Here is a 23,598-nt window from a genome sequence, read left to right on the forward strand (position 1 = left end):
GTCGAGCATGCCGGTACCTACAAGGCTAGTCGTAGGGAGTCGGCGGCCGCTCGTGGGCCGACGCTGAACATTACCTGGTCCGTTTCGCGGTGTCAACCCGCTCGGCCCCGGCTCCTGGTCGGTGAGGCTTTCGGCCCCGCCGGCCCGGTGTTCCTGGCGACGAAGAGAAGATTACATGCCTTCCAACCCCCCGAAAACAGGGGGGTCACTTAACGGCATCGACCCTGGTCAGAGGGTTCACAGCGGGTCATTTCGACCGGTTTGCGGGCCGCCCGCCGCGCTCGCCGGGGCCTCCGGCGGGCCTCGCGTGACCCAGGTCTCCCCCGGCGAACGAGCCGTCCGCTGCCGAAGCCCCGAGCGCCCGGCCCAATCCAGCAGGTCAGCGCGCTGCCGACCATCCAGGCCCACCGCGACCGGCACTGGGCACCGAGCCGAGCGGAAACGAAAGCCGCCGGTCAGCGCCCTGCACGGACCGGCGGCCCACAAACCTTCACCCGCTCCGGGCAACCCCGAAAGGCTTACCCGGGCAACCGCGGCAGATACCGGGGTGGAACCCGCACCGGCGCGACCCGCATGTAGTCCGCGGCCAGCGCGAGCATCTTCCCGTCGCTCCACTGTCCGCCCATGAACGAAATCCCCACCGGCAGCGGTCCGACCGAACCCGCCGGGACGGTGACATCCGGGTAGCCCGCCACCGCGGCCGGCGTCGAGGACGGGATCACGTCGTTGTCGCCCACAGCGCAGTCCGTCTTCCAGGCGGGCGGGTTCGTCGGCGAGGCGATGGCGTCCAGGTCGTACTTCGCGAGGGTCTCGTCCAGCGACCGGCGCGACAGGTCGGTCAGCTCGGCCCGGTTCTTCAGGTAGGTCGGATCGTTCGGTCCGGGGGCGGCGAGCGCCTGCTCGAACAACTCCTGACCAGCGAAGCAGGTGCGCTCCAGCGGGTCGGCGCGGTTGTACGCGATGAGGTCCGCCAGGTTCCGCGGACCGGTGGGACGCGTGGCGAGGTAGGCGTCGATGTCGCGGTGGAACTCGGTCAGCAGCGCCGGGAACTCCAGTTCGGAGAGCCGGTCCTGGTACGGCAGCGTCACCTCGACGACCGTCGCGCCGGCGCGTTCCAGCGAAGCCTTCGTCTTGCTGACCACGGCGTCCGTGTCCGGGCCGAGCACCGGCAGCCGCCACAGGCCGATCCGGGCGCCGCGCAGGACGCCGGGGCGCAGGAGTTTCGCGTAGTCGGTCGGCTGGGTGGACGGATAGTGCAGGGTGGCCGGGTCGGACGGGTCGCGTCCCTGCAGGACCGAGAGCGTCAACGCGGTGTCGACGACGTTGCGCGCGATGGGTCCCGCCGTGTCCTGTTCCGCGGAGATCGGCACGACGCCGGTGCGGCTGACGAGCCCGAGGCTCGGCTTGTGGCCGACGGTCGCGGTCATCCCCGCCGGGCACACGATCGACCCGTCGGTCTCGCTGCCGATCGCGACCTGCGCGAGCGACGCGGCGACGCCTGCCGCGGATCCGGCGGACGAACCGCACGGGTTGTGGTCCAGCACGTACGGGTTGTTGGTCTGCCCGCCGACGCCGGACCAGCCGGAAGTCGGCTTCGCGGCGCGGAAGTTGGCCCATTCCGAAAGGTTCGCCTTGCCGAGGATCACCGCACCGGCGTCGCGCAACCGGGTGATCAGCGTGGCGTCCTTGGCCGGGCGGCTCCGCAGCGCGCGCGAACCGGCGGTGGTCTGCTGGTCCTGGGTGTCGACGTTGTCCTTGACCAGCACCGGGATCCCGTCGAGCGGACCGCGGGTGCGGCCGGTCCGGTGCCGGACGTCGCTGGCCGCGGCTTGTGCGAGCGCGGCCGGGTTGAGTGCGAGGACGGCGTTGACCTTCGGGTCCAGCACGCGGATCCGGGCGAGGTACGCGCTGGTCAGCCGAGTCGCGGTGAGCTCCCCAGCCGCCATCCGGCGCTGCAGAGACGGGATGTCGGCGCGGTCGAGGTCGAAGGGCAGCCCGGCCGCGTCGATCTCGGGTTCAGCCGCCACCGCGACCGCCGGCGGCGCGGTGGCCAAGCCCGCCGCCGCGACCAGTGCGGCGAGTGCGGCGGGCAGTCTTTTTCCCATGGTCCGATGCCTCCCCCACGTCGGAGCACGGCCCGGGAACCGCGTCAGAGCATCGGCAACAAGGTCCGGAGCTCGTACGGAGTGACCGCGCTCCGGTAGTTGTCCCACTCGACCCGCTTGTTGCGCAAGAAGAAGTCGTAAACGTGCTCGCCGAGCGCTTCCGGCAGCAGCTCCGATTTCTCCATCTCGGCGAGCGCCTCGCCGAGGTTCTGCGGCAACTGCGAGTAGCCGGCGGCACGGCGTTCGGAGTCCGACAGCTGCCAGATGTTGTCCTCGGCGGGCGGCGGCAGCTCGTAACCCTTTTCGATGCCCTTCAGCCCCGCGGCCAGTATCACCGAGTAGGCCAGGTACGGGTTGCACGCGGAATCGAGCGTCCGGATCTCCACCCGCCGCGACGACGCCTTGCCCGGCGAGTACATCGGCACCCGCACGAGCGCCGAGCGGTTCGCCCTCCCCCACGACACCGTCGTCGGGGCCTCGCTGCCGCTGATCAGCCGTTTGTAGGAATTGACCCACTGATTGGTGACGGCGGAGATTTCCTTGGCGTAGTGCAGGACCCCGGCCACGAACGCCTTGCCGGTCTCGGAGAGCTCGTGCGGGTCCTCGGCGTCGTAGAACGCGTTGCGATCGCCTTCGAACAGGCTCACGTGGGTGTGCATGCCCGAGCCGGGCTGGTCGGTGAACGGCTTCGGCATGAAGGTCGCGCGCACGCCCTGGGTCAGCGCGACCTCCTTGACGACGTAACGGAACGTCATCACGTTGTCGGCCATGGTGAGGGCGTCGGCGTAGCGAAGGTCAATTTCCTGCTGGCCCGGGGCGCCCTCGTGATGACTGAACTCGACCGAGATGCCCATCGCCTCGAGGGTCTCGATGGCGTGGCGGCGGAAGTGCGTCGCGGTGGCGTGGCTGGCCTGGTCGAAGTAGCCGCCGTTGTCCGCGGGCTCGGGCTCGCTGCCGTCCTCGGGGAGGTTGGCGAGCAGGAAGAACTCGATCTCCGGGTGCACGTAGCAGGTGAACCCGGCTTCGCTGGCCTTCGAGAGCTGGCGGCGCAGCACGTGCCGCGGGTCGGCCCAGGACGGCGAACCGTCGGGCATCGCGATGTCGCAGAACATCCGCGCGGAGTACGGGCCGCCGTCGGGCGTCTCCCACGGCAGCACCTGGAACGTGGACGGGTCGGGCTTGGCGACCATGTCCGACTCGTAGACGCGCGCGAAGCCCTCGATGGCCGAGCCGTCGAACCCGATGCCCTCGCTGAACGCGCCCTCCAGTTCGGCGGGCGCGACCGCGACCGACTTCAGGAACCCCAGCACGTCGGTGAACCACAGGCGGACGAAACGGATGTCGCGCTCTTCCAAAGTGCGGAGCACGAATTCCTGCTGGCGATCCATGGCCGAACCCTAACCAGCACGTGTTAACGCCATGTTTCACGGGGTCACCCACATCGGAGACGGGCTCACGCCGCTTGCACGAGCTGCGTTTTCCTGGACCGGGTGATCGACAGCGACGCGACCGAGGCGATGACCGCGAGCCCGGCGGCGACGTACCAGGCGACCGCGTAGTCCCCGAGCTGGTCACGCACCGCGCCGGCGGCGGAGGCGGCGAACGCCGCGCCCAGCTGGTGGCAGGCGAAGACCCAGCCGAACACGATCGGACCGGCCTCCCCGAAAGAGCGAATGCAGAGCGCGACCGTCGGCGGAACCGTCGCCACCCAGTCGAGGCCGTAGAAGAGGATGAACGCCCACATGCTCGGCTGCACCGAATTCGTGAACAGCTGCGGCAACAGGGCGAGCGAAACTCCCCGCAACGCGTAATAGACGCCGAGCAGGATCCGCGGGTCGACACGGTCGGTGAGCCATCCCGACGCGATGGTTCCCACCACGTCGAAGACGCCGACCAGCGCGAGCAGGCTCGCGGCGGTCGTCTGCGGCATGCCGTGGTCGTGCGCGGCCGGGACGAAGTGCGTGCTGACCAACCCGTTCGTGGTCGCCCCGCAGATGGCGAACCCGACGGCGAGTAGCCAGAACGTCCGGGTGCGCGCGGCCTGGAACAGCACGGTCAGCCCTCGGCGGACAGTGCCGACCTTCGGTGCCGGGCGTTCGACTTCGGTGCCTTCAGGCGCTCCGTACGCGACGGTGCCGATGTCGGCGGGGTGGTCGCGTACGGCCAACAGCACGACCGGGACCACCGCGAGAGCCGCGATGGCGATGACCATCGACGCCGTCCGCCAGCCGTCGTCCACTGCGAGCGACGCGATCAACGGCAGGAAGATCAGCTGTCCCGTCGCCCCAGCGGCGGTCAGCACGCCGGTGACGACGCCTCGGTGGCGCACGAACCAGCGCGTCGCGACCATCGCGGCGAAGCTCATCGCCATCGAACCGGTGCCGAGGCCGACGAGCACGCCCCAGCAGAGGATCAACTGCCAGCTGCTGCTCATGAAGACGGTTCCGCCCGCGCCGAGAGCGACGACGCACAGCGCGGTAGCCGCGACCCGGCAGATACCGAACCGCTCCATCAGCGCGGCGGCGAAGGGCGCGAAGAGGCCGTACAGGACGAGGTTGACCGAGACGGCGGACCCGATCGTGGCGCGGGACCAGCCGAACTCTTCGTGCAACGGATCGATCAGAACACCCGGCGCGGCGCGGAAGCCGGCGGCGGCGAGGAGGGCGACGAACGCGGCCGCCGCGACGAACCAGGCGCGGTGCAGGCGGCGGGCGGGACGAGTCTCAACGGTCACGAGAAGTCAGTCTGGTGCGCCGGGGGCGTCGTCGACAGTGGCCGGAAGGACACTATCCGAAAGGATCGGGCCAGCCGAGTAGGCTCTCGGCCATGCTCAGCCGACGTGTCCTGCCGGCGCTGCTGCTCCTCGGGCTGGTCGGCGGTTGCACCGCGGCACCCCCCTTGCCCGCGGCGGACGGATTGCTCGCGGCCGCCAAGTCAAATTTCGCGAAAGTCACCAGCCTGCATTTCTCGGTTGGCGTCAACGGGGTCCTGCCCGGCCTGCCGATGACCAAGCTCGTCGGCAACGCGACCCTCCAGAGCGGTGGGCAGGCGAGCGGCAGCGCGGAATTCACCGATCGGTCGTTCTCGTTCACCGTCTCCGGGCACATCGCGACCGCGAAGGACGCGAAGGGTCGCGAAACGAGCGGCCCCACACCCTTCACGGTCGACCGGTTCCTCGGCCCGCACGGCGGCCTGATTCGCCTCCTCGACTCGCTCCAGCAGCCGAAAACCGAAATCCGCGAGACGATCCAGCACATCGACGGCTACCGCGTCGGCGGAACCGTGCCCCAGGCGGTTGCGGCGAAGCTCGTGCCGCAGATCCACGCCGACGTGAACGTGAAGATCTGGGTGACGGTGGCGGAACCGCGTCGCTTCGCCCGGATGTGGCTGCAGGTCCCGCCAGCGACGAATCGCGACAGCCCGGTGATGTACGAGGTGCTGTTGACCGACCAGCAGCCTTAGCAGTTGCCGTCCCTCGTCGCGGCGGTGACGAGGTAGGCCGTTGCTGCTTTGTCGACACAGGCGTACGTCGTCGACAGTCAGCAGCGGCGTTGAGGCCTTTCGCGTGCAGCCGAGGTACGAATTGCGAGCGTCGGTTGCTGGCTCGCGCAAGCCGTAGCAGCGAGCGTCGTCGCCACGGCACCTGTCGCGAGCCAGCGCAACCTCAGCTGGCCTTGCAGCGAGTGCCGTCCGGAGGCGTCGTGCCGTCGATCAGGTAAGCGGTCCCCACCTTGTCGACGCACGCGTTGCCCTGCAAGAACACCGTGTGCTGCGTTCCCTCGAAGGTGAGCAGCGAGCCCTTCAGCGCCTTCGCGAGGTTCACGCCCGCCTGGTACGGCGTCGCGGGGTCGTTCGTCGTCGAGATCGTCAGGGTTTTCGGCAGGCCTTCGACGTTCGGCTCATGCGGCTTCGACGTGTTCGGCACTGGCCAGAACGCGCACGCGTCGCGGGCGGAGCTGGGTTGACGGCCGTCGTCGAGGAAGGGCGCGGCCTTTACGTATTTCTCCTGGCCTTCGAGGATCTGCTTCGGATCGGTGACTCGCGGGTCGTCGACGCAACGGATCGCCATGAAGGCGTCCTGCGTGGTGCCGTAGGTGCCGTCCGGATTGCGCTCGTTGTAGATGTCGGCCAGCTTCTCCAGCGTGGAACCGCGGCCCAGTTTCAGCTCGGTCAGCCCGGTGTTCAGGTACTCCCAGAGGTTCTGCTGGTAGAGAGCCTGGATGGCACCGGTGGTGGCGTCTTCGTAGGACAGCTTGCGGCCGTCGCCGACAGGCACCGGGAAGTCGATCAGCCGGCGCGTGAGGTCTTGGAACTGCTTCGTCGCCGCGGCTGGGTCATGGCCGAGTGCGCAGTCTTGACGCGCCGCGCACCACTTCGTGAACTCGTTGAACGCGCCGCCGAAGCCTTGGCCCTGCGCGACGAGCGAGTCTTCCGGGCTCTGCGTCGGGTCGACGGCGCCGTCGAGAACGAGCGCGCGCACGTTCTTCGGGAAGGCCTCCGCGTACGTGGAGCCGATGCGCGTTCCGTACGAGTAACCGAGGTACGTGAGCTTCTCGTCGCCGAGGACGCTTCGCAGCACGTCCATGTCCTTAACGACGTCGCGCGTGCCGATGTGTTCGAGCATGTCGTCGCCGTACTTCGTCCGCTGTGCGCACTTCGCGGCGAAATCCTTCTGCTCCGATTCCTGCTTCGCGACGCCCGCGGGAGAACCGTCGGTCTCGCTGTCGTCGGCGCGTTCGGCGTCGCGCTCGGGCCCGGTCAGGCATTGGATCTGCGGTTCGCTCGCCCCGATCCCGCGCGGATCGAAGCCGACGAGGTCGAACCGGTCGCCGAGTTCGGACTTCGAGACCTGGTCGAGCAGGCCCGCCGCGGCGACCATGCCCGAAGCGCCCGGTCCGCCCGGGTTCACCACGAGCGAACCGATTTTCTTGCCCGGGTCGCTCGCGCGGTGCCGCAGCACGCCGATGGTGATCGTCTGCCCGTCCGGTTTGTCATAGTTCAGCGGAACCGTGAGGCGTCCGCATTCGATTCCTTGCGCCTTGAAGGCCGACCGGGCGTCGTCCGAGGTCGCGTAGGGTGCACACGCGGACCAGGTCATGCCCTGCCCGTAGAACCGCGCCAGTCCGGCGGGCACCGGGCCCACCGGCGCGTGCGATTCGACCGTCGGCGCGGGCGCGGCCTGGTCGGGCTGGGACGAGCACGCCGCGAGCGTGGTCGCGAGCAGGCCGGCAGCCGCTAACGCGACTTTCGGATGGGCTTTCGGGCTGGCGCTGGGATGACGGGACACGGTTTGATCGTGCCATCCGGGCGCGGAACTCGAACGCACCGTCGGCGCGTTGGGCAGTGCGGGTGCGACCGGAGACACATCGACACGAGGAGACCAGGGGTGGCACTGATCAGCCGAGTGGGCAAGCGGCTCCGCCGGATCATCCAGCGGCCGGGCAGCGTCGAGCTGACCCGCTACGAAGCGCTGCTGCCCGCCGCCGAGAAGCTCGAACCGGAGCTGGAGAAGCTCGACGACGCCGAACTCACCGAGCGTGCGGGCAAGCTGCGGGACGCCATCGGCGGGGCCGCCTCGTTCACCGACAGCCAGCTGATCGAGATCTGCGCGCTCGGCCGCGAGGCCGCCCGGCGCACGCTCGGCGAGCGGGCCTTCGACGTGCAGTTGCTCGGCACCATGGGCCTGCTGACCGGCCACGTCGTGCAGATGGAGACCGGTGAGGGCAAGACGCTTGCCGGCGCGCTGGCCGCCGCCGGGTACGCGCTGCGCGGCCGCCGTGTGCACGTGGTGACGGTCAACGACTACCTCGCCCGCCGCGACGCGGAGTGGATGGGCCCGGTGTACGACCTGCTCGGCGTCACCGTCGGCTGGGTCGAACCGGCGCATTCGAAGGAGGAGCGCAAGGAGGCCTACGGCAAGGAGGTCACCTACGGCGCGGTGGCCGAAATCGGCTTCGACGTGCTGCGCGACCGTCTGGTCACGCACCCCGACGACCTGGTGCAGAAGGCCCCCGAGGTGGCGATCGTCGACGAGGCCGACTCGGTGCTGGTCGACGAGGCGCGCGTGCCGCTGGTCATGGCCGGTTCGATCGACCACAACGACGCCGACGAGGAGGTCGCCAAGATCGTCCGGCGGCTGCGGCTCGGCCTGCACTACGAGACCGACTCCGAGGGCCGCAACGCGTGGCTGACCAGCGCCGGAGCCTCGGTCGTGGAGAAGTCGCTCGGCGGCGTCGATCTGTACGACGAGTCCGGTTCGGACCGGCTCGCCGCGGTGAACGTCGCGCTGCACGCGCACGCCCTGCTCACCCGGGACGTCGATTACCTGGTCCGCGACGGCAAGGTCCAGCTGATCAACGCCGCCCGCGGCCGGGTCGCGGAACTGCAGCGCTGGCCGGACGGCCTCCAGGCCGCGGTCGAGGCGAAGGAGCAGGTCACGGCCACCGACCGGGGCGAGATCCTCGACTCGATCACCGTGCAGGCGCTGCTCGCGCGTTATCCCGAGGTCGCGGGCATGACCGGTACTGCGGTGGCAGTCGCCGAGCAGCTGCGCGAGTTCTACAAACTCGAGGTCGCGGACATCCCGCCGAACACCCCGAACGTCCGCGAGGACTTGCCGGACCGCGTCTTCGCCTCGCCGTCGCAGAAGCTGCGCGCGATCGAGGAAGAGATCCGCACGGTGCACGAGACCGGGCGGCCGATTCTCGTCGGCACCCAGGACGTCGCCGAATCCGAGGAACTGGCGGAGAAACTGGCGAAGGCCGACCTGCCGTGCGTCGTGCTGAACGCGCGCAACGACGCCGAAGAGGCCGCGATCATCGCCGAGGCGGGCAAGAAGGGCGCGGTCACCGTGTCCACGCAGATGGCCGGCCGCGGCACCGACATCCGGCTCGGCGGCAGCGACGGCGCGAGCCGCGAAGAGGTCGCCGAGCTGGGCGGCCTGCACGTGATCGGCACCGCGCGGTATCCGTCGAGCCGGCTCGACGGGCAGCTGCGCGGCCGGTCCGGACGACAGGGCGACCCGGGCAGCGCGATCTTCTTCGCGAGCCTCAACGACGACCTCGTGCTGTCGAACGCGCCGGACCTGCCGGACGGCATCGACGCCGACCCCGAGACCGGCGAGATCACCGACCCGGCCGCGCACCGGCAGCTCAACCACGCCCAGCGCGTCGCCGAGGGTGTCGACCTCGAGATCCACCGCAACACCTGGCGCTACACCCGGCTGATCGAGCGGCAGCGTGCGGAGCTGCTGGAACACCGGGACAAGGTGCTGCACACCGGACTCGCGGCCGAGGAACTGGAGAAGGCGCAGCCGGAGAAGTTCGCCGAGCTGAAGGAAAAGCTGGACGACGACGAGCGGCTCGAGCAGGTGTGCCGCGAGGTCCGGCTGTTCCACCTCGACCAGCTGTGGTCGGACCACCTGGCGTACCTCACCGACGTGCGCGAGAGCATCCACCTGCGCGCGTTGGCTCGCGAGACCCCGCTGGACGAGTTCCACCGCGCGGCGATCCCGGAGTTCCACAAGATCATCGCCGAATCCGCCTCGCGCGCGGCGAAGACGCTCGAGGAAGCCGAGATCACCGACAACGGCCTCGATCTCGAGGAGGTCGGCGTGCGGCGGGCGAACACGACGTGGACGTACCTGGTGCACGACAACCCGTTCGACTCGGACTTCGAGCAGACGGTCAAGAAGGTGCGCAGCATGATGCGGATGAAGAAGTCCTGATTTCTGGTTCCTGGTCCGGAGGGCTCCTCGCCGCGGGTGAGGGGCCCTTCGCCGTTCTCTGGCTCACCTCCGCGTAGTTTCTGTCGGTGCGGTGGGACAGAATGGCGGCATGCCGCAACTGCGCATCGCACTCGCCCAGGTCAACACCACCGTCGGTGACATCGACGGGAACACCGCGCTCACCGTCGAGTGGACCCGCAAGGCCGCCGAGGCGGGCGCGCACGTCGTCGTGTTCCCGGAGATGTCCCAGACCGGTTATCCGGTCGAAGACCTCACGCTCCGGCGCACGTTCGCCGAAGCGTCCCGGCGCTCGGTGACCGAACTGGCGCGCCGGCTCGACGAGGCGGGTTGCGGCGAGGTGCTCGCGTACGTCGGCTACCTCGACCACGACGAGGTCGGCCCGCGCGACGCCGCGGCGGCTCTCTACCGCGGCGAGGTCGTGGCCCGGCAGTTCAAGCACCACCTGCCGAACTACGGCGTGTTCGACGAGCACCGGTATTTCAAACCGGGCACCGAACTCGAGGTGCTGCGGCTGCACGGCGTCGACATCGGCATGGTGATCTGCGAGGACATCTGGCAGGACGGCGGTCCGATCTCCGCGCTGGGCAAGGCCGGGGTCGACCTGGTGGTCGCGCCGAACGCGTCGCCGTACGAACGGTCGAAGGACGAGCAGCGGCTGCCGCTGATCGCCCGCCGGGCCGCCGAGGCGGGCGCGCCGCTGGTGTACACGAACCAGATCGGTGGGCAGGACGATCTGGTCTTCGACGGCGATTCGCTGGTGGTCGGCGCGGACGGGACGCTGCTCGCGCGGGCGCCTCAGTTCGTGGAGCACCTGCTGGTGCTGGACCTGGACCTGCCGGTTGCCAGTGCAGCCGCCTCGGGCTCTTTCGACGGGCTGGAAGTGCACCGGCGGGTGCTGACCGATTCGCCGCTGCCCGCGTACGAACCGCTTACCCCGACGATCAGCGAACCGCTGTCGGACGAGGCCGAGGTGTGGTCGGCGCTGGTCGTCGGACTGCGCGATTACGTGCACAAGAACGGCTTCTCGACGGTCACGTTCGGCTTCTCCGGCGGAATCGACTCAGCGGTGTGCGCGGCCCTCGCGGCCGACGCGCTTGGCGGCGACAACGTGTACGGCGTTTCGATGCCGTCGAAGTACTCGTCGTCGCACTCGCGGGACGACGCTTCGGACTTGGCGGAGCGGATCGGTGCCCACTACCGGGTCGAGCCGATCGGCGACATGGTCGATGTTTATGTCAACCAGCTGCAGCTGACCGGGCTCGCGGAGGAGAACATCCAGGCGCGGGTGCGCGGGATGCTGCTGATGGCTCTGTCCAATCTGGACGGACACCTGGTGCTGGCGACCGGCAACAAGACGGAATTGGCTGTCGGCTACTCGACTATTTACGGGGATGCGGTCGGAGCTTTCGCGCCGATCAAGGACTTGTTCAAGACGCACGTGTGGCAGTTGGCGCGGTGGCGGAACGAGGAAGCGGCCAAGCGCGGCGAAACGCCGCCGATCCCGGAAAACTCGATCACGAAACCGCCGTCGGCGGAGCTGCGCCCGGACCAGAAGGACTCGGATTCGCTGCCGGACTACGAACTGCTGGACGATGTCCTGGACGATTACGTCGAGAACGACCGCGGCTACGTCGACTTGATCGAGGCGGGGTTCGATCCGGAGACGATCGACCGGGTAGTGCGGATGGTCGACCGGGCGGAATACAAGCGGCGGCAGTACCCGCCGGGCACGAAGATCACGTTCAAGGCCTTCGGCCGAGACCGGCGGCTTCCGATGACCAACGGGTGGCGAGAACGGAAGTCCTGAGCGGGGTTTTTCGGCTCGGCTGGTTGAGTCTCGGGCCGCGGACGGCCGGGGGGTGGCTGGCTCGGATGGCTGGGGCTCGGGCGCTTCGCCGCGTTGCTGACTCGCCGCGCGCGGGCCGACTGGGTTCCGGCGCGGTCAGCCGCCCCGCTCGGCGTGGTGTTCGCACGGCCGAGTCTCGAGCACTTCACCGAGCTGCCGAACGCTAGGTTGACCGGATTTCGGCACGGTTCGGCAGCAACACCCGACGCGGTCGCTCGCACGGCCGGGCCACGGGCACTTCGCCGAGTTGCTGCGCTGGGCTACTGGGTTTCGGCGCGGTCGGCAGGAACACTCGACGCGGTTGTTCGGACGGTCGGTTCGCGGGCCTCCACCGAGTTGCCGCGCGCTTGGGCTACTGGGTTTCAGCGCGGTCTGCAGGAGCGCTCGACGCGGTTGTTCGGACGGCCGAGTTTCGGCGCACTCCCCCTCGGGGCATAGCGCACGACGCTGTCCCGCGTAGTTGGCGGTGTTGCCAAGCGCGGTTGTCCGTGGCCACCGAAAGCTGGACGGCTGCGTGCCGTGGGGCGAGCGTCGGAGACGGCGTGCTGGATTTCTGACGGTGGCCGGGTTCCGCACTTGGTCGACTGGGCTTCGGACGCGGTTGCTTGAGGCTTGTCTTCGGGCGGGATTTCGATCGAAAGCTCCGGGTTCGGGCTGGCCCCTGATTCAGTCGACCGGGTTCGGTGTGGCTTCAGGGTCGTGTCGTTTTCTCGCCAGTTTCTGTCGGTACCGGGTCGTACGCTGGCGGTATGACGGTTGGGTACACGGTGTTCGACACCCCGATCGGGGCGTGCGGCCTCGCCTGGCGGGACGGTGCGGTGATCGGAACCGCATTGCCGGGGAGCAGTGCTGAGCGGACACGCGCGCACCTCGCGAAACGCTTTCCGGACGCGGTGGAATCGCCGGTGCCGGAGGAACTGCGCGTGGTGGTGGACGATGTCGTCGCGCTGCTGTCGGGAGAGGCTCGCGATTTGCGTACGGCTCCGTTGGACTACCGGGATGTGCCGGAGTTCAATCGGCGCGCGTACGACGTCGCGCGTGCTATTCCGCCGGGGAAGGTGCTGACGTACGGGGATATCGCGCATCAGTTGGGTGCGCCGGGCTCCGCGCAGGCTGTCGGGCAGGCGATGGGGAACAACCCGTTTCCGATCATCGTGCCGTGCCATCGGGTATTGGGCGCGGGCAAGAGCACTGGCGGCTTTTCGGCACCGGGCGGGGTCGAGACCAAACGGCGGATGTTGGTGATCGAAGGGGCGATCCCGGAGGAACCGACGCTGTTCTGAGTGGTTGGCTCCAGAAACCGGTACGCCTCTTGCTCTCGAAGGCAACGCCTGGGGCTGCCGGAAGGTTTGGTGCGCTCGGCTGGATTCCAGCGACACCCCCAGTGCCGCTGGACGCCAGCCGTGCGCACCAATTCGTCGAGCAAAGGACGTAGGCGGCCGAAACTGCCCAGTCGCCAGCTTGCTGGTCCCGGCAGTCTGGTCGCTGTCAGTCAGCCGATGACCTCAACGTCCGCATTCAGCCCGGCCGCTCAGCCACGCTCACCAGTCAGGCCAGCGGTGCGGCACGGCCGCCAGCATCCGACCTGAGCGGGCCAACCGGTTTGACTCACCGATCCGAGCCAGCCGAATACCCCTGCCGCCTAGTTCCGCTCGCCAGCGCCTTCCCAAGACCAGCCTGGCCAGATCGCCTGGCTCGGCGAGCTTCGATGTAACGGCGGCAGGCAGGCGAAGTCGACCGACAGCCGCTTCAACTCCCAACTCAAGTGGGCCCCAGCCAATTGACCACAGCAGCCCGCCGACCCAGCCATTCCAGCCCAGCCGTCGGCGAACCAGGTCAGCAGTCCGGCCGACAGCGAACCGGCCGGAAGAGCCGGGTCCGGACGGCTCTGGTTGGCCGGTGCGATCAGGCCCGGTGCAGGAGTCAGCTCATTCCGCCGGCTTCCAGGGCTTCAGCCAGTTCGTCTCCGGCCAGCCTTCTGCCGCGGCTTGGAGGGGCATGGCGGTGGCGCCGTCGATGGACTCGCGGACGATGTCGGCGTGACCGGCGTGCCGGGCGGTTTCCTCGATCAGGTGCAGCAGCACCCAGCGGACGGACCAGGCCGGCACGTCGTGCGGATACCAGGGGACGTCCTTCGGGATCGGGACTTCCTGGTTCAGGTCCTCGATCCCGGCAATGACCTCTTCGGTTCTGGCGGCGACTCGGTCGTAGGCGGCGATGACCGACTCCAGCGTCTCGTCCGGGCCTAGGCGGTAGTTTTCCTGGTAGGAAGCCATGCTTTCGGCGAACGGCTTGGGCTCGATTTTCAGCACCAGGTCGATCCAGCCGCTTTCGGTGGTGGAGACGTGTTTCAGCAGCCCGCCTACGCTCAGGGCGCTCGCGCTGGGCACGGCGCGCGCCTGGTCGTCGGTCAGGCCGTACGCGGCGACCTTCATCGCCTGACGTTGTTGTGCGAGGAAACCGAGCAGACCGCCGCGTTCGTCGGGGGTCGGGGAGACTTTGCCAGCCATGGGGGCCTCACTTCCGGTGTCTGTTGCTCCGCAGCATCGCATCCGCCACCGACAATTTTCGGCCGCTGACCGGAACCGGAGTCTGCACGACGTACGCGCCGCCGATGACGAGCTCCACCGCGTGCACCACCAGCTGAACCCGGGTGAACACGCCCTCCAGGTGCCCGGCCAGCATCGACACCACCATCAGCGCCCACGCGACCAGCACGATCGCCAAGCCGCCCACTGCCCACGTTCGCCAGCCCGCGGGCCACCACAACACCAGGCTCAATGCGCCGAGGGCGAAAGCCGCGTTCAGCAGATGCGGCGTCACGACGGTTTCCGGGACCCCGGCGTACACCATCAGCACGATCCCGAACGCCGACACCGAGACGGACGTCAGCCGCCCGGTCCAGTGCACTGGCGCGAGCCGCATCAGGGTGGGGCCGGTGAGGAAAAAGGCCAGGCCGCCGAGCGCGGTCGCGACCTGGAAGACGGGCTGCGCGTAGAACAAATCCCAGACCGGCTGTTCGGTCGGCGACACCCCGGTCTGCATGAAAAACTCCAGCAGCCACGCGGAATATCCCGCCAAACCCAGTCCGAGCAGGACAATCGAAGCCACCCGCGCAGCACGCACTTGCCCACCCTAAGCGAATCTCTGCGACGAAGTGCCGGATGGTGTCACACCCGTGACTTACCGGAGGTTCCGGACACCATCCGCTACCGCGAACTCACGCACCGAATCCCTGGTGGAGGCTACCGGACCGTGATTGGCAGCCTGCCAATACCTGCCTCGGCACCGGGGTCGGGCTTGACCGGGTAGTGGCGGGAGGCGGGGTCGGAAGCCGGATGGCGGTGGGGTTCCGGCGCGGCTGGTTTGCGGAGGGCGGCCGGGTGGCTGCGACGGAGGGCAGCGATGTTGCGGAGGGGCACCGGCGGAAGAGTCGCGTCCGGCAAAGGGCGAACGGCTTGCCACGGAGGGCGATTCACGGCGGGACCGAGGGCTGACGGCACACGGCGGGCAGCACGCGACTGCGAGATACGGCCAGCTACGGAGGTGAAGTCGTCCACGCTAACGGCGGCTGGCAGCTGCGGACGACCGAAAGCTGCGGGCGGCAAGCAGCAGCGTCGTCCGCGGCGGAGGGAAGCTGCGAGCGGCGGGATGCTGCGGCGAGAAGCCGTCTGCGGCATGGCGGCCAGAAGCTGCGGCCGGCGGGGAGCAAGTGACGGCGAGCAACGGCAGAAGTCGTCCGCGGCAGCGGCGGGAAGCCATCTGCGGCGGCCAGATACGGGCCGCGATCAGCGAGCGACGGCGGAAGTCGTCTGCAGGGACGACGGGGAGATATGCGCGGCAGCGGCCAGCTACGGGCGACAAGCAGCAAGCTACGGCAGAGGCCGCCGCAGCAGCGGCGGAAAGCCAGCCGCGCAGCGGCCAACTGCGAGCGGCCGGAAGGGGCGGCTAGTGGCCATCGGCGAGCCACGGCAGGAACTCACCAGCGAGCCGCGGGCAGGGCAGCGAGCCGCGAGCCGCGAGCGAACATCTCACACCGGCCAGAGAGTCGCCTTCGAACATCCCAACCGGCGGGCTCAAGACCAGGCGGACCGGCCCCTCACCCCTGCGGGCGGACGAACGGGAACAGCACCGTCTGGCGAATCGACGTTCCGCTCAGCATCATCAGCAGCCGGTCCACTCCGAGGCCCAGCCCGCCGGTCGGGGGCATTCCGTGTTCCAGCGCCAGCAGGAAGTCCTCGTCCAGTTCCATCGCTTCGACGTCCCCGCTCGCGGCGCGCAACGACTGTGCTTCCAACCGGCGGCGCTGTTCGAGCGGGTCGGTCAGTTCCGTGTACGCGGTCCCGACTTCCGAGCCGAAGGCGATCAGGTCCCAGCGTTCTGCCAGGAGCGGGTCGGTCCGGTGCTGGCGGGTCAGCGGGGAGACCTCGGTCGGATAGTCCGTATAGAACGTCGGCAGGACCGTCGAACCCTCGACCAGGTGCTCGTGCGCTTTCAGGACCAGGTCGCCCGCGCTGGCTTCTTCCGGCGCCTGGATTCCGGCGGCGGCGCACAGTTTTCGCAGCGTGGCCACTGGGGTGTGCGAGTCGATTTCCTCGCCCAAGGCGTCCGACACGGCTTTGTGCACCGTGATCACGGGCCAATCGCCGGAGATGTCGTGTTCGACGATGCGGCCGTCGGCGTCCGGGCGTCGCACGACCTGTGCGCCGTACGCGGCTTCGGCGGCGTACTGGATAAGGTCGCGCATCAGGTGGCGCATGGCGTTGTAGTCCGCGTACGCCTGGTACGCCTCCAGCATCGTGAATTCCGGGTTGTGCGTCGCGTCCACGCCCTCGTTGCGGAAGTTCCGGTTCAGCTCGAAAACCCGCTCGACGCCGGCTACGCACAGCCGCTTCAGGTACAGCTCCGGAGCGATGCGCAGGTACATCCGCATGTCGTACGCGTTGATGTGCGTGACGAACGGCCGCGCGTTGGCACCGCCGTGAATCGTTTGCAGCATCGGGGTTTCGACCTCGAGGAAGTCGTCCCGGTGCAGGCGTTCCCGGACGGCGCGGACGACCGTCGAGCGCAGGCGGAGCATGTTCGCGGAGTCCGGGTTCACCGCCAGGTCCAAGTAGCGCTGACGTACGCGCGTCTCCGGGTCGGTGAGTCCCTTTCGCTTGTCCGGCAACGGGTGCAGGCACTTCGCTGTGACGGTCCATTCGTCCACGAGCACCGACAGCTCGCCGCGGCGGGAGGTGATGACCTCACCGCTCACGCCGACGTGGTCGCCCAGGTCGACGCCGGTGCGCCAGCCGGTCAGGTCGAGGACCTTCGCGTCGAGCATCAGCTGCAGTTCGCCGGAGAAGTCCTTGATCCGCGCGAAGCACAGCCCGCCGAGGCTGCGCAGAGCGAGCACCCGCCCGGCCACCCGGACGTGTTTTCCGGTGTGCGAATCCGGTTCCAGCCCGGAATACGCGCGCACGATCTCGCCGAGGTGGTCCTCGCGGGAGAAGCCGACCGGGTACGGGTCCACCCCGAGTTCCCGGAGCTTGTCCACTTTGGCCACGCGCACGCGGACCTGTTCCGGACGACGCTTGGCGCGCGGCACGACCTGCGCCGCTTCCTCGTCGATCCGCCGGACCTGCGCGACGAAGTCCTCCCCCACGTTCTCCAGCCGCAGCGACCGCGCGCGCCCGGTGGGCACGAAGCCCTCCAGCGCGCCCGCGACGATGCCGACCCGCGGCAGCCGTCGCGCCGAGGAGTAGCAGAGGAACCGCGGTTCCCAATCCGGGCCGTACTTCGCGTTCGACCGGTACAGCGATTCCAGCTGGAAGAACCGCGAAGCGACGCCGAGCACCGACCGCCACGCGCGCAGCACGGGACCGGCGCCGATGCGCTCGCCTTCGGAGAACACCGCGCGGAACATCGCGAAGTTCAGCGAGATCCGCTGCGCGCCGATGTGCTGTGCGGCCGCGACGACCTCGGCGACCATGAACTCGTTGAGCCCGTTTTCGGCGTCCCGGTCACGGCGCATCAGGTCGAGAGAGAGTCCTCGTCGGCCCCACGGCACGAACGACAACAGGCCGCGCAGTTCGCCGCGCGCGTCGTACGCCTCGACCATCACGCTGCGCCCGTCGCTCGGGTCGCCGAGACGGCCGAGCGCCATCGAGAAGCCGCGTTCGGTCTCGTCCACCCGCCACTGCTGCGCGCGGGCGAGCAGTTGCGCCATCTCGTCTTCGGGGATTTCGCTGTGTCGCCGGACCTGCGCGGTGTACCCGGCGCGCTGGATCCGTTTCACCGCCTGTCGCACGGACTTCCGCTCAGGGCCGGTGAGTGTGAACTCTCGGACGTCGAGGACCGCTTCGTCGCCGATCTGCAGCGCGCGCAGCCCCGCCGCGGCGTACACCTTCGCGCCCTTCTCGCTCGCACCCAGCACGCCTGGCGTCCAGCCGTACGTACGCGCTTCGTGGAGCCACGCCTGCACCGCGTCCGGCCACGCGTCTGGGTCGCCGATCGGGTCCGCACTCGCCACTGTGGTCCCTGCGAGCACGCGGTACGTCACCGCTGCGCGACGGTTGGGCGCGAACATGACGCTCTTGTCGCGGCGCGTGGCGAAGTAGCCGAGAGAGTCGTCCTCGCCGAACTCGCCCAGGAGACGGCGCAACTCCAGTTCTTCGCCATCTGTCCGAATGCGACGGCTGCGTACGCCGCGGAAGAGCGTGTACAGCGCGGCGGTGCACACGAAGGTCGCGCCGAGGTCGAGGACCACGTCGATCCACGCCGGACCCTCGCCGATGCCGATCCGGCGCAGCTGCAGGTTCTCGCCGGTGGCGTGGTTGACCACCCAGGCGAACCGCTCCCACGCGTCGCCGAGGCTGCCCGGGAACACCTCGGTGAGCGCCCAGCCGAGCACGATCACCCCGATGAACCCGACGAACAGCACCGTGAGCCCGTTCCACCAGGCACCAGGGGCGAGCCGGGCGGGGAACGCGGGCCGCAGCGCCAGCAGGAACACGATCAGCAGGATCGAGATCGCGTCGGCGATGGCGAGCGCGCCCACCTGGGTCGGGATGTGGCGCATCTGCCGGGCGCTGAGAGTCAGCAGGTCGGGAGCCCACAGCAGCAGCGCCTGCAGGACCAGCGTGGTCACCAGTCCGGCGACCTGGAACAGCACGAGCACGTACAGCGCGGCCTTCTTGCGCCTGCGCAGCGCCGCCCCGAGCACGACGAGCAGCAGGATGATCACGAGGCTCGAACTGGTCGGCACGCTCACCACGCCGAACGCCATGTCGATGCCGTTCAGCAGGTGCCCGTGCCGTCCGCCGGAGAGCAGCAGCACGACCGAGAAAAGCGCTGCCAGCTGCACGACCGTGGCCACGAGACCGCCGGCGCGGGCCTTCCAGCCGAGGCTGCGCGGGCGGGCGCTCACTGGGGTTCCCATTGGAGCCTTTCTGTGCGGCGCAGCCGCTCCGTTGAGGGAGGTGGTGGGGCGGCAGCTGGGCTTTCTTGCGGCGCGGCCACTCCGCGGAGGGACACGCCGGACTTTCTCACCACCGGGCGCATATCGGTCCGGTGCCTATCAAGACGTCACAGGGAGCGAAACGGTTGTCGCTCCCCGGCCGTGTGAAGCTGGTCGCACGACCTTGGGGGCCTCCCGCGCGCGTGTCACGCTGTGTCCGGTACTGACTCCACGACCCGGGGACCTCCGCGAGGCCTCGAGGGAAGGACGGTCGACGACGATGTCTGCCCAGTCTGCCCACCCCGACGGCGCCGCCGGCGAGGTGGCCGCCCCTTACGGAACCGGCCCCGCGACGGGAGCCGGCACGAGCAAGCCGCGAAAAGTCCGGATTCATCATCTGCGCGAACTGAAGGACCGCGGCGAACCGTGGCCGATGCTCACCGCTTACGACATGTATACCGCCGAGCTTTTCGACGAAGCAGGCATCCCCGTGCTGCTGGTCGGCGACTCCGCGGCGAACAACGTGTTCGGTTACGACACGTCGCTGCCGGTCACCGTCGACGAGCTGCTCCCGCTGGTCCGCTCGGTCACCCGGGCGGCGAAACGGGCACTCGTGGTGGCCGATCTGCCGTTCGGCTCCTACCAGCTCTCCCCGGAGCAGGCGCTGGCCACGTCCGTCCGGTTCATGAAGGAGGGCCGCGCGCACGCGGTCAAGCTCGAGGGCGGGCACCGGTTCGCCCCGCATGTCGAGGCGCTCACCTCGGCCGGGATCCCGGTCATGGGCCACATCGGCTTCACCCCGCAGAGCGAGCACAACCTCGGCGGCTACCGGGTGCAGGGACGCGGCGAAGCGGCGGAGAAGCTGCTCGCCGACGCGCTGGCCCTGCAGGAAGCCGGAGCGTTCGCGGTCGTGATGGAGATGGTGCCCGCCGAGGCGGCCAAGCGCGTCACGCACGAGCTGAAGATCCCGACGGTCGGCATCGGAGCCGGCCCGGACTGCGACGCCCAGGTGCTGGTCTGGCAGGACATGGCCGGGCTGCGCCGCGGCAAGGCGCCGCGGTTCGTGAAGCGGTACGCCGACGTCGCCGGGGTGCTGCAGAGTGCCGCGACGGCGTTCGCCGAGGACGTCCGGCGCGGCGAGTTCCCGGCGCCTGAGCACGCGTTCCACTGAGCTGCCTCGTGAGTGCCGGTTCGCACCGGCACTCACGAGCGGCGGAACCGTTCGGCGAGGTCCGGGTCGTTCTCCCACCACAATCCCTTCGCCGGTGCCTCGCCTGCCGCTGCCTCCTCGTCCAGTTTCTTGTCGAGCCGTTTCGCCCGTTTCTCGTCGTCGCGTGCCCACCTGATGAAGAGCGCGCCCACGAACGGCAGCCCGGCGACGTCTCCGCCGATCCACAGCACGCCCGCGCCGATGATCTGGTCGGTGCGCCGGTCCGGTCCCCAGTCGCGGTGCACCGCGTCGTAGTGCGCGGGCGCGAGCAGCGGGCCGAGCCACAGCACGAGCCCGAGCGCGCCGTCGAACACCACTTCGGTGAACGAGATCCACACCGACACCAGGTGAGAGCCGTTGCGCGGCGTCGGATCGAGCTGCACACGGCTGTAGAAGTACAAGAAGCCGGCCAGTACGAGCGCTACGCGTACGAGACCGCCGACGACCGCTGAGTCGAGCGAAAGCTCGTACAGCGGCGTCAGGTAGATGAGAAGGAACGGTGCGATCAGCACCACGGTCACGCACAACGGGAACGTGATGAACTGCGCGAAGCGGCCACGGCCGTGCGTACGCAGCCAGTTGGCGAGCTTGGGCGGCGCGGTGCGCATCAGCAGCGTCACCGGCGCGCCCAGCGCGAGCAGCAGCGGCGTGACCATCAGCAGCACGGTGTTCTGTGTGGCGCGCACCCAGAACAGCGTCGTGTCGTACACGCCGAGGAACGAGCACGTGACGAGGACGAGCGTGGCCAGCCCAGTGAGGAATGCCGTCGTCCGCCCGGCTGCCCACTCCTGACGACGGGCCGCCGCGACGTAACCGACGCCGAGGGCGAGCGCGACTAGCACGGCCGGGACGTCGAAGGTCCAGGCCGTGAAGAACGTCGATCCGCTCAGCGGCGGCAGGTCAGGCACGGTTTCGATACCTTCAAGTGTGCACCCGGCGAATTCGCGCCTTACGCCGCCCCTGACACCGCGAAGAAGATCAAGCTGCCGATTCCGGCGACCGCGCAGTAGATGGCGAAGGGGGTCAAGGTGCGCGTTTCAAAGTATTTCGTCAGAAAACGGACAGAAATGTAGGACGCCACGAACGCCACCACGCTGCCGACCAGGGCGGGGCCGAGCGACGGCTTGTTCTCCGGCGTGAAGAGCGTCGGCATCTTCAACGCACCCGCGGCGAGGATCACCGGCGTCGCCAGCAACCAGGCGAACCGGGCCGCGTCCTCGTGGTCGAGCCCGCGCCGCAGACCGGCCACCATGGTGATGCCGGAGCGGCTGATTCCGGGCAGCAGAGCCAGGATCTGCGCCGAACCGATGAGCACGGCCTCCTTGACGCTCAGCTTCGACAGCCGGACGTCAGTGGCCTCGTCGACGGTCACCGCGCGCATCACCATCGTGTCCTCGGCGCTGAAGTCGATCGTCTCCTCCTCGCGAGAGACCGCCGTCTTGGGCTTGCGGGAGAACTTCTCCGCGGCGTAGAGCACCCCGCCGTTGAGCGCCAGGAAGATCGCCGACGGCACCGGTTTGCCGAGGACGTCGCGCAGCAGGCTCTCCAGCAGCAGCCCGGCGATCCCGACCGGAATCGTGGCGAGGACGAGCAGCCACGCGAGCCGCTGGTCTGCCGTGCGGACCTCCCGGCGGCGGATCGACGTCCACAGGCCGGTGACGATGCGCACCCAGTCGCGCCGGAAGAAGAGGATCAGCGCGATCGCGGTGGCGACGTGCATCGCCACCAGCACCGCGAGATACGGAGAGTCCTTCCCGATGCTCAGGTCGCGTCCCCAGCTTCCGCCGACGAGCGCGGGCAACAGGACGCTGTGCCCGAGACTGGACACCGGAAACAATTCCGACACGCCTTGCAAAGCGCCGACGACAATGGACTCGAGGTAGCTGACCGCGGACATTCACGAAGCCTTTCTCGCCGCAGTTCGGGCATTCCGCGGAAAGGTACCGGGGACCGGGTTAACTCCGAGCAAGCCGGGCGGGAACAGTCACAGGCGACACTTTCCGGCCACTCGTTGTTCACCGTGTTCACATCCATGAACATCAATCATGTACTTGACCAGTGTTCTCCTGATGCCATAGCGTGAGCGCACGCCGCATCCGAAGTCATCGAACCTCGACGAGGAGGGTTGGAATGCGCGTCCGCTATCGAGTTCTGGCAGCAACCGCCGGAACCGCGGCATTGCTCGCACTCGCCACACCCGCGGCGTCCGCCGGGACCGTCCCGGTCAAGAACTCCGCCGAGCTGAAGACGGCACTGGCCTCGGCCAAGCCGGGCACCACGATCCAGCTGGCCGCGAACACCACCTACACCGGCAACTTCAAGGCCGCCGCCAACGGCACCGCGAACGGGCGCATCACGCTCACCGGCCCGCGCAGCGCGGTCGTGCAGGCGTCCGGCGGCCGCACCATCGAACTGACCGGCAGCTACTGGACGCTGTCCGGCTTCACCGTCACCGGCGGCCAAAAGGGCGTGATGGCGCTGGGCGTCAACCACACGCTGATCGACGGCCTCAAGGTGACCGGCATCGGCAACGAGGGCATCCACTTCCAGCACGGCAGCAGCGACAACGTCGTGCAGAACTCCGAAATCTCCGACACCGGCAAGGAAAACGGCGGTTTCGGCGAGGGCATCTACTTCGGTTCGGCGAACAGCAACTGGCCGAACGGACAGCCCGACCACAGCGACCGCAACAAGGCGATCGGCAACAAGATCGGGCCGAACGTGCGCGCGGAATCGATCGACGTCAAGGAAGGCACCACCGGCGGCGAACTGCGCGGCAACACCTTCGACGGCACCGGCCAGAGCGGCGAGAACTACGCCGACAGCTGGGTCGACGTGAAGGGCAACGGGTACCTGGTCACCGGCAACAAGGGCAGCAAGGTCTTCGTGCACGACGCGACCTACGGGGCGTTCGAAGTCCACGTGCAGGTCGACGGCTGGGGCCAGAACAACACCTTCTCGGACAACACCGCGGACGTGCAGGCGCCCTCGGCCTACGGTTTCTACGTGGTCAAAGCGGCCACCGGGAACAAGGTCTGCGCCAGCAACAAGGTGACGAACGCCGGGAAGGGCTTCGCGAACGTAGCCGCGACACCAGGCTGCTAACCGCGATCACAGACGGGGGCCCGCTCAGCCCGGCGGCGGGGGCGGGCCCCCACCCTCCTCCTCGTGAGTGCTGATCAGGTTCTTACCGCGATCAGCACTCACGACCCCGGGTGCGGTGCGGATGCCGGGGTTCGGGAAGAGTGT

15 protein-coding genes are annotated in these 23,598 nt (G+C 68.8%); 6 read left to right on the forward strand and 9 right to left on the reverse strand.

Annotated elements, in window-relative coordinates; all coding sequences use genetic code 11:
* Positions 1 to 518: 518 nt before the first annotated feature.
* The 3 genes from H5411_RS18230 to H5411_RS18240 all read right to left on the reverse strand — a co-directional run bounded on the left by H5411_RS18230 (position 519) and on the right by H5411_RS18240 (position 4,839).
* The gene (locus H5411_RS18230) at positions 519 to 2,105 is read right to left on the reverse strand and encodes an amidase (protein WP_101435656.1); all 1,587 of its coding nucleotides are present in this window, start codon (positions 2,103 to 2,105) and stop codon (positions 519 to 521) included.
* Positions 2,106 to 2,149: 44 nt separating this feature from the next.
* Complete coding sequence (glnA, locus tag H5411_RS18235) at positions 2,150 to 3,493, reverse strand: type I glutamate--ammonia ligase (protein ID WP_101435657.1); 1,344 nt, start codon at positions 3,491 to 3,493, stop codon at positions 2,150 to 2,152.
* 65 nt (positions 3,494 to 3,558) lie between these two features.
* Positions 3,559 to 4,839, reverse strand: coding sequence for an MFS transporter (locus H5411_RS18240; RefSeq protein ID WP_101435658.1), 1,281 nt, complete (start codon positions 4,837 to 4,839; stop codon positions 3,559 to 3,561).
* A 92-nt stretch (positions 4,840 to 4,931) separates the two neighbouring features.
* Between H5411_RS18240 and H5411_RS18245 the strand changes: the two genes are divergently transcribed.
* Positions 4,932 to 5,567 carry an LppX_LprAFG lipoprotein gene (locus tag H5411_RS18245; RefSeq protein ID WP_101435659.1) on the forward strand — a complete coding sequence of 212 codons (636 nt, stop codon included), beginning with the start codon at positions 4,932 to 4,934 and terminating at the stop codon, positions 5,565 to 5,567.
* Positions 5,568 to 5,769: 202 nt separating this feature from the next.
* Here the strand turns inward: H5411_RS18245 and H5411_RS18250 are convergent, their stop codons facing one another.
* Complete coding sequence (locus tag H5411_RS18250) at positions 5,770 to 7,392, reverse strand: alpha/beta hydrolase (RefSeq protein WP_183124413.1); 1,623 nt, start codon at positions 7,390 to 7,392, stop codon at positions 5,770 to 5,772.
* Between the two features lie 99 nt (positions 7,393 to 7,491).
* Here H5411_RS18250 and secA2 point away from each other — a divergent pair, with 99 nt between their 5' ends.
* The 3 genes from secA2 to H5411_RS18265 all read left to right on the forward strand — a co-directional run bounded on the left by secA2 (position 7,492) and on the right by H5411_RS18265 (position 12,981).
* Complete coding sequence (gene secA2, locus H5411_RS18255; protein WP_183124414.1) at positions 7,492 to 9,831, forward strand: accessory Sec system translocase SecA2; 2,340 nt, start codon at positions 7,492 to 7,494, stop codon at positions 9,829 to 9,831.
* 109 nt (positions 9,832 to 9,940) lie between these two features.
* Positions 9,941 to 11,659 (forward strand): NAD+ synthase, encoded by a 1,719-nt coding sequence (locus tag H5411_RS18260; RefSeq protein ID WP_183124415.1) that lies wholly within the window; start codon positions 9,941 to 9,943, stop codon positions 11,657 to 11,659.
* 788 nt (positions 11,660 to 12,447) lie between these two features.
* On the forward strand, positions 12,448 to 12,981 hold the full coding sequence (locus tag H5411_RS18265; RefSeq protein WP_183124416.1) for a methylated-DNA--[protein]-cysteine S-methyltransferase: 534 nt from the start codon (positions 12,448 to 12,450) through the stop codon (positions 12,979 to 12,981).
* 645 nt (positions 12,982 to 13,626) lie between these two features.
* Here the strand turns inward: H5411_RS18265 and H5411_RS18270 are convergent.
* From H5411_RS18270 to lysX, 3 genes are all read right to left on the reverse strand, one after another.
* Positions 13,627 to 14,208, reverse strand: a complete 582-nt coding sequence (locus H5411_RS18270; protein ID WP_101435663.1) for a DinB family protein — start codon at positions 14,206 to 14,208, stop codon at positions 13,627 to 13,629.
* Positions 14,209 to 14,215: 7 nt separating this feature from the next.
* Entirely contained in the window at positions 14,216 to 14,824 is a 609-nt protein-coding gene (locus tag H5411_RS18275) for a hypothetical protein (protein ID WP_183124417.1), read from the reverse strand.
* Between the two features lie 973 nt (positions 14,825 to 15,797).
* Positions 15,798 to 19,121 (reverse strand): bifunctional lysylphosphatidylglycerol synthetase/lysine--tRNA ligase LysX, encoded by a 3,324-nt coding sequence (gene lysX, locus H5411_RS18280; protein WP_183124418.1) that lies wholly within the window; start codon positions 19,119 to 19,121, stop codon positions 15,798 to 15,800.
* Between the two features lie 298 nt (positions 19,122 to 19,419).
* On the opposite strand from lysX, the gene panB reads away from it, so the two are divergent.
* A complete protein-coding gene (panB, locus tag H5411_RS18285) occupies positions 19,420 to 20,310 on the forward strand; it encodes a 3-methyl-2-oxobutanoate hydroxymethyltransferase (RefSeq protein ID WP_183124419.1) in 891 nt (296 codons plus the stop codon).
* A gap of 32 nt (positions 20,311 to 20,342) precedes the next feature.
* Here the strand turns inward: panB and H5411_RS18290 are convergent, their stop codons facing one another.
* The gene (locus H5411_RS18290; RefSeq protein ID WP_244194590.1) at positions 20,343 to 21,257 is read right to left on the reverse strand and encodes a cytochrome c oxidase assembly protein; all 915 of its coding nucleotides are present in this window, start codon (positions 21,255 to 21,257) and stop codon (positions 20,343 to 20,345) included.
* A 41-nt stretch (positions 21,258 to 21,298) separates the two neighbouring features.
* Entirely contained in the window at positions 21,299 to 22,246 is a 948-nt protein-coding gene (locus H5411_RS18295; RefSeq protein ID WP_183124420.1) for an undecaprenyl-diphosphate phosphatase, read from the reverse strand.
* Positions 22,247 to 22,479: 233 nt separating this feature from the next.
* Between H5411_RS18295 and H5411_RS18300 the strand changes: the two genes are divergently transcribed.
* Entirely contained in the window at positions 22,480 to 23,454 is a 975-nt protein-coding gene (locus H5411_RS18300; RefSeq protein WP_183124421.1) for a right-handed parallel beta-helix repeat-containing protein, read from the forward strand.
* Positions 23,455 to 23,598: the final 144 nt, after the last annotated feature.

The sequence above is a fragment of the Amycolatopsis echigonensis genome (genome assembly GCF_014174495.1).
GTDB classification, from domain to species: domain Bacteria; phylum Actinomycetota; class Actinomycetes; order Mycobacteriales; family Pseudonocardiaceae; genus Amycolatopsis; species Amycolatopsis echigonensis.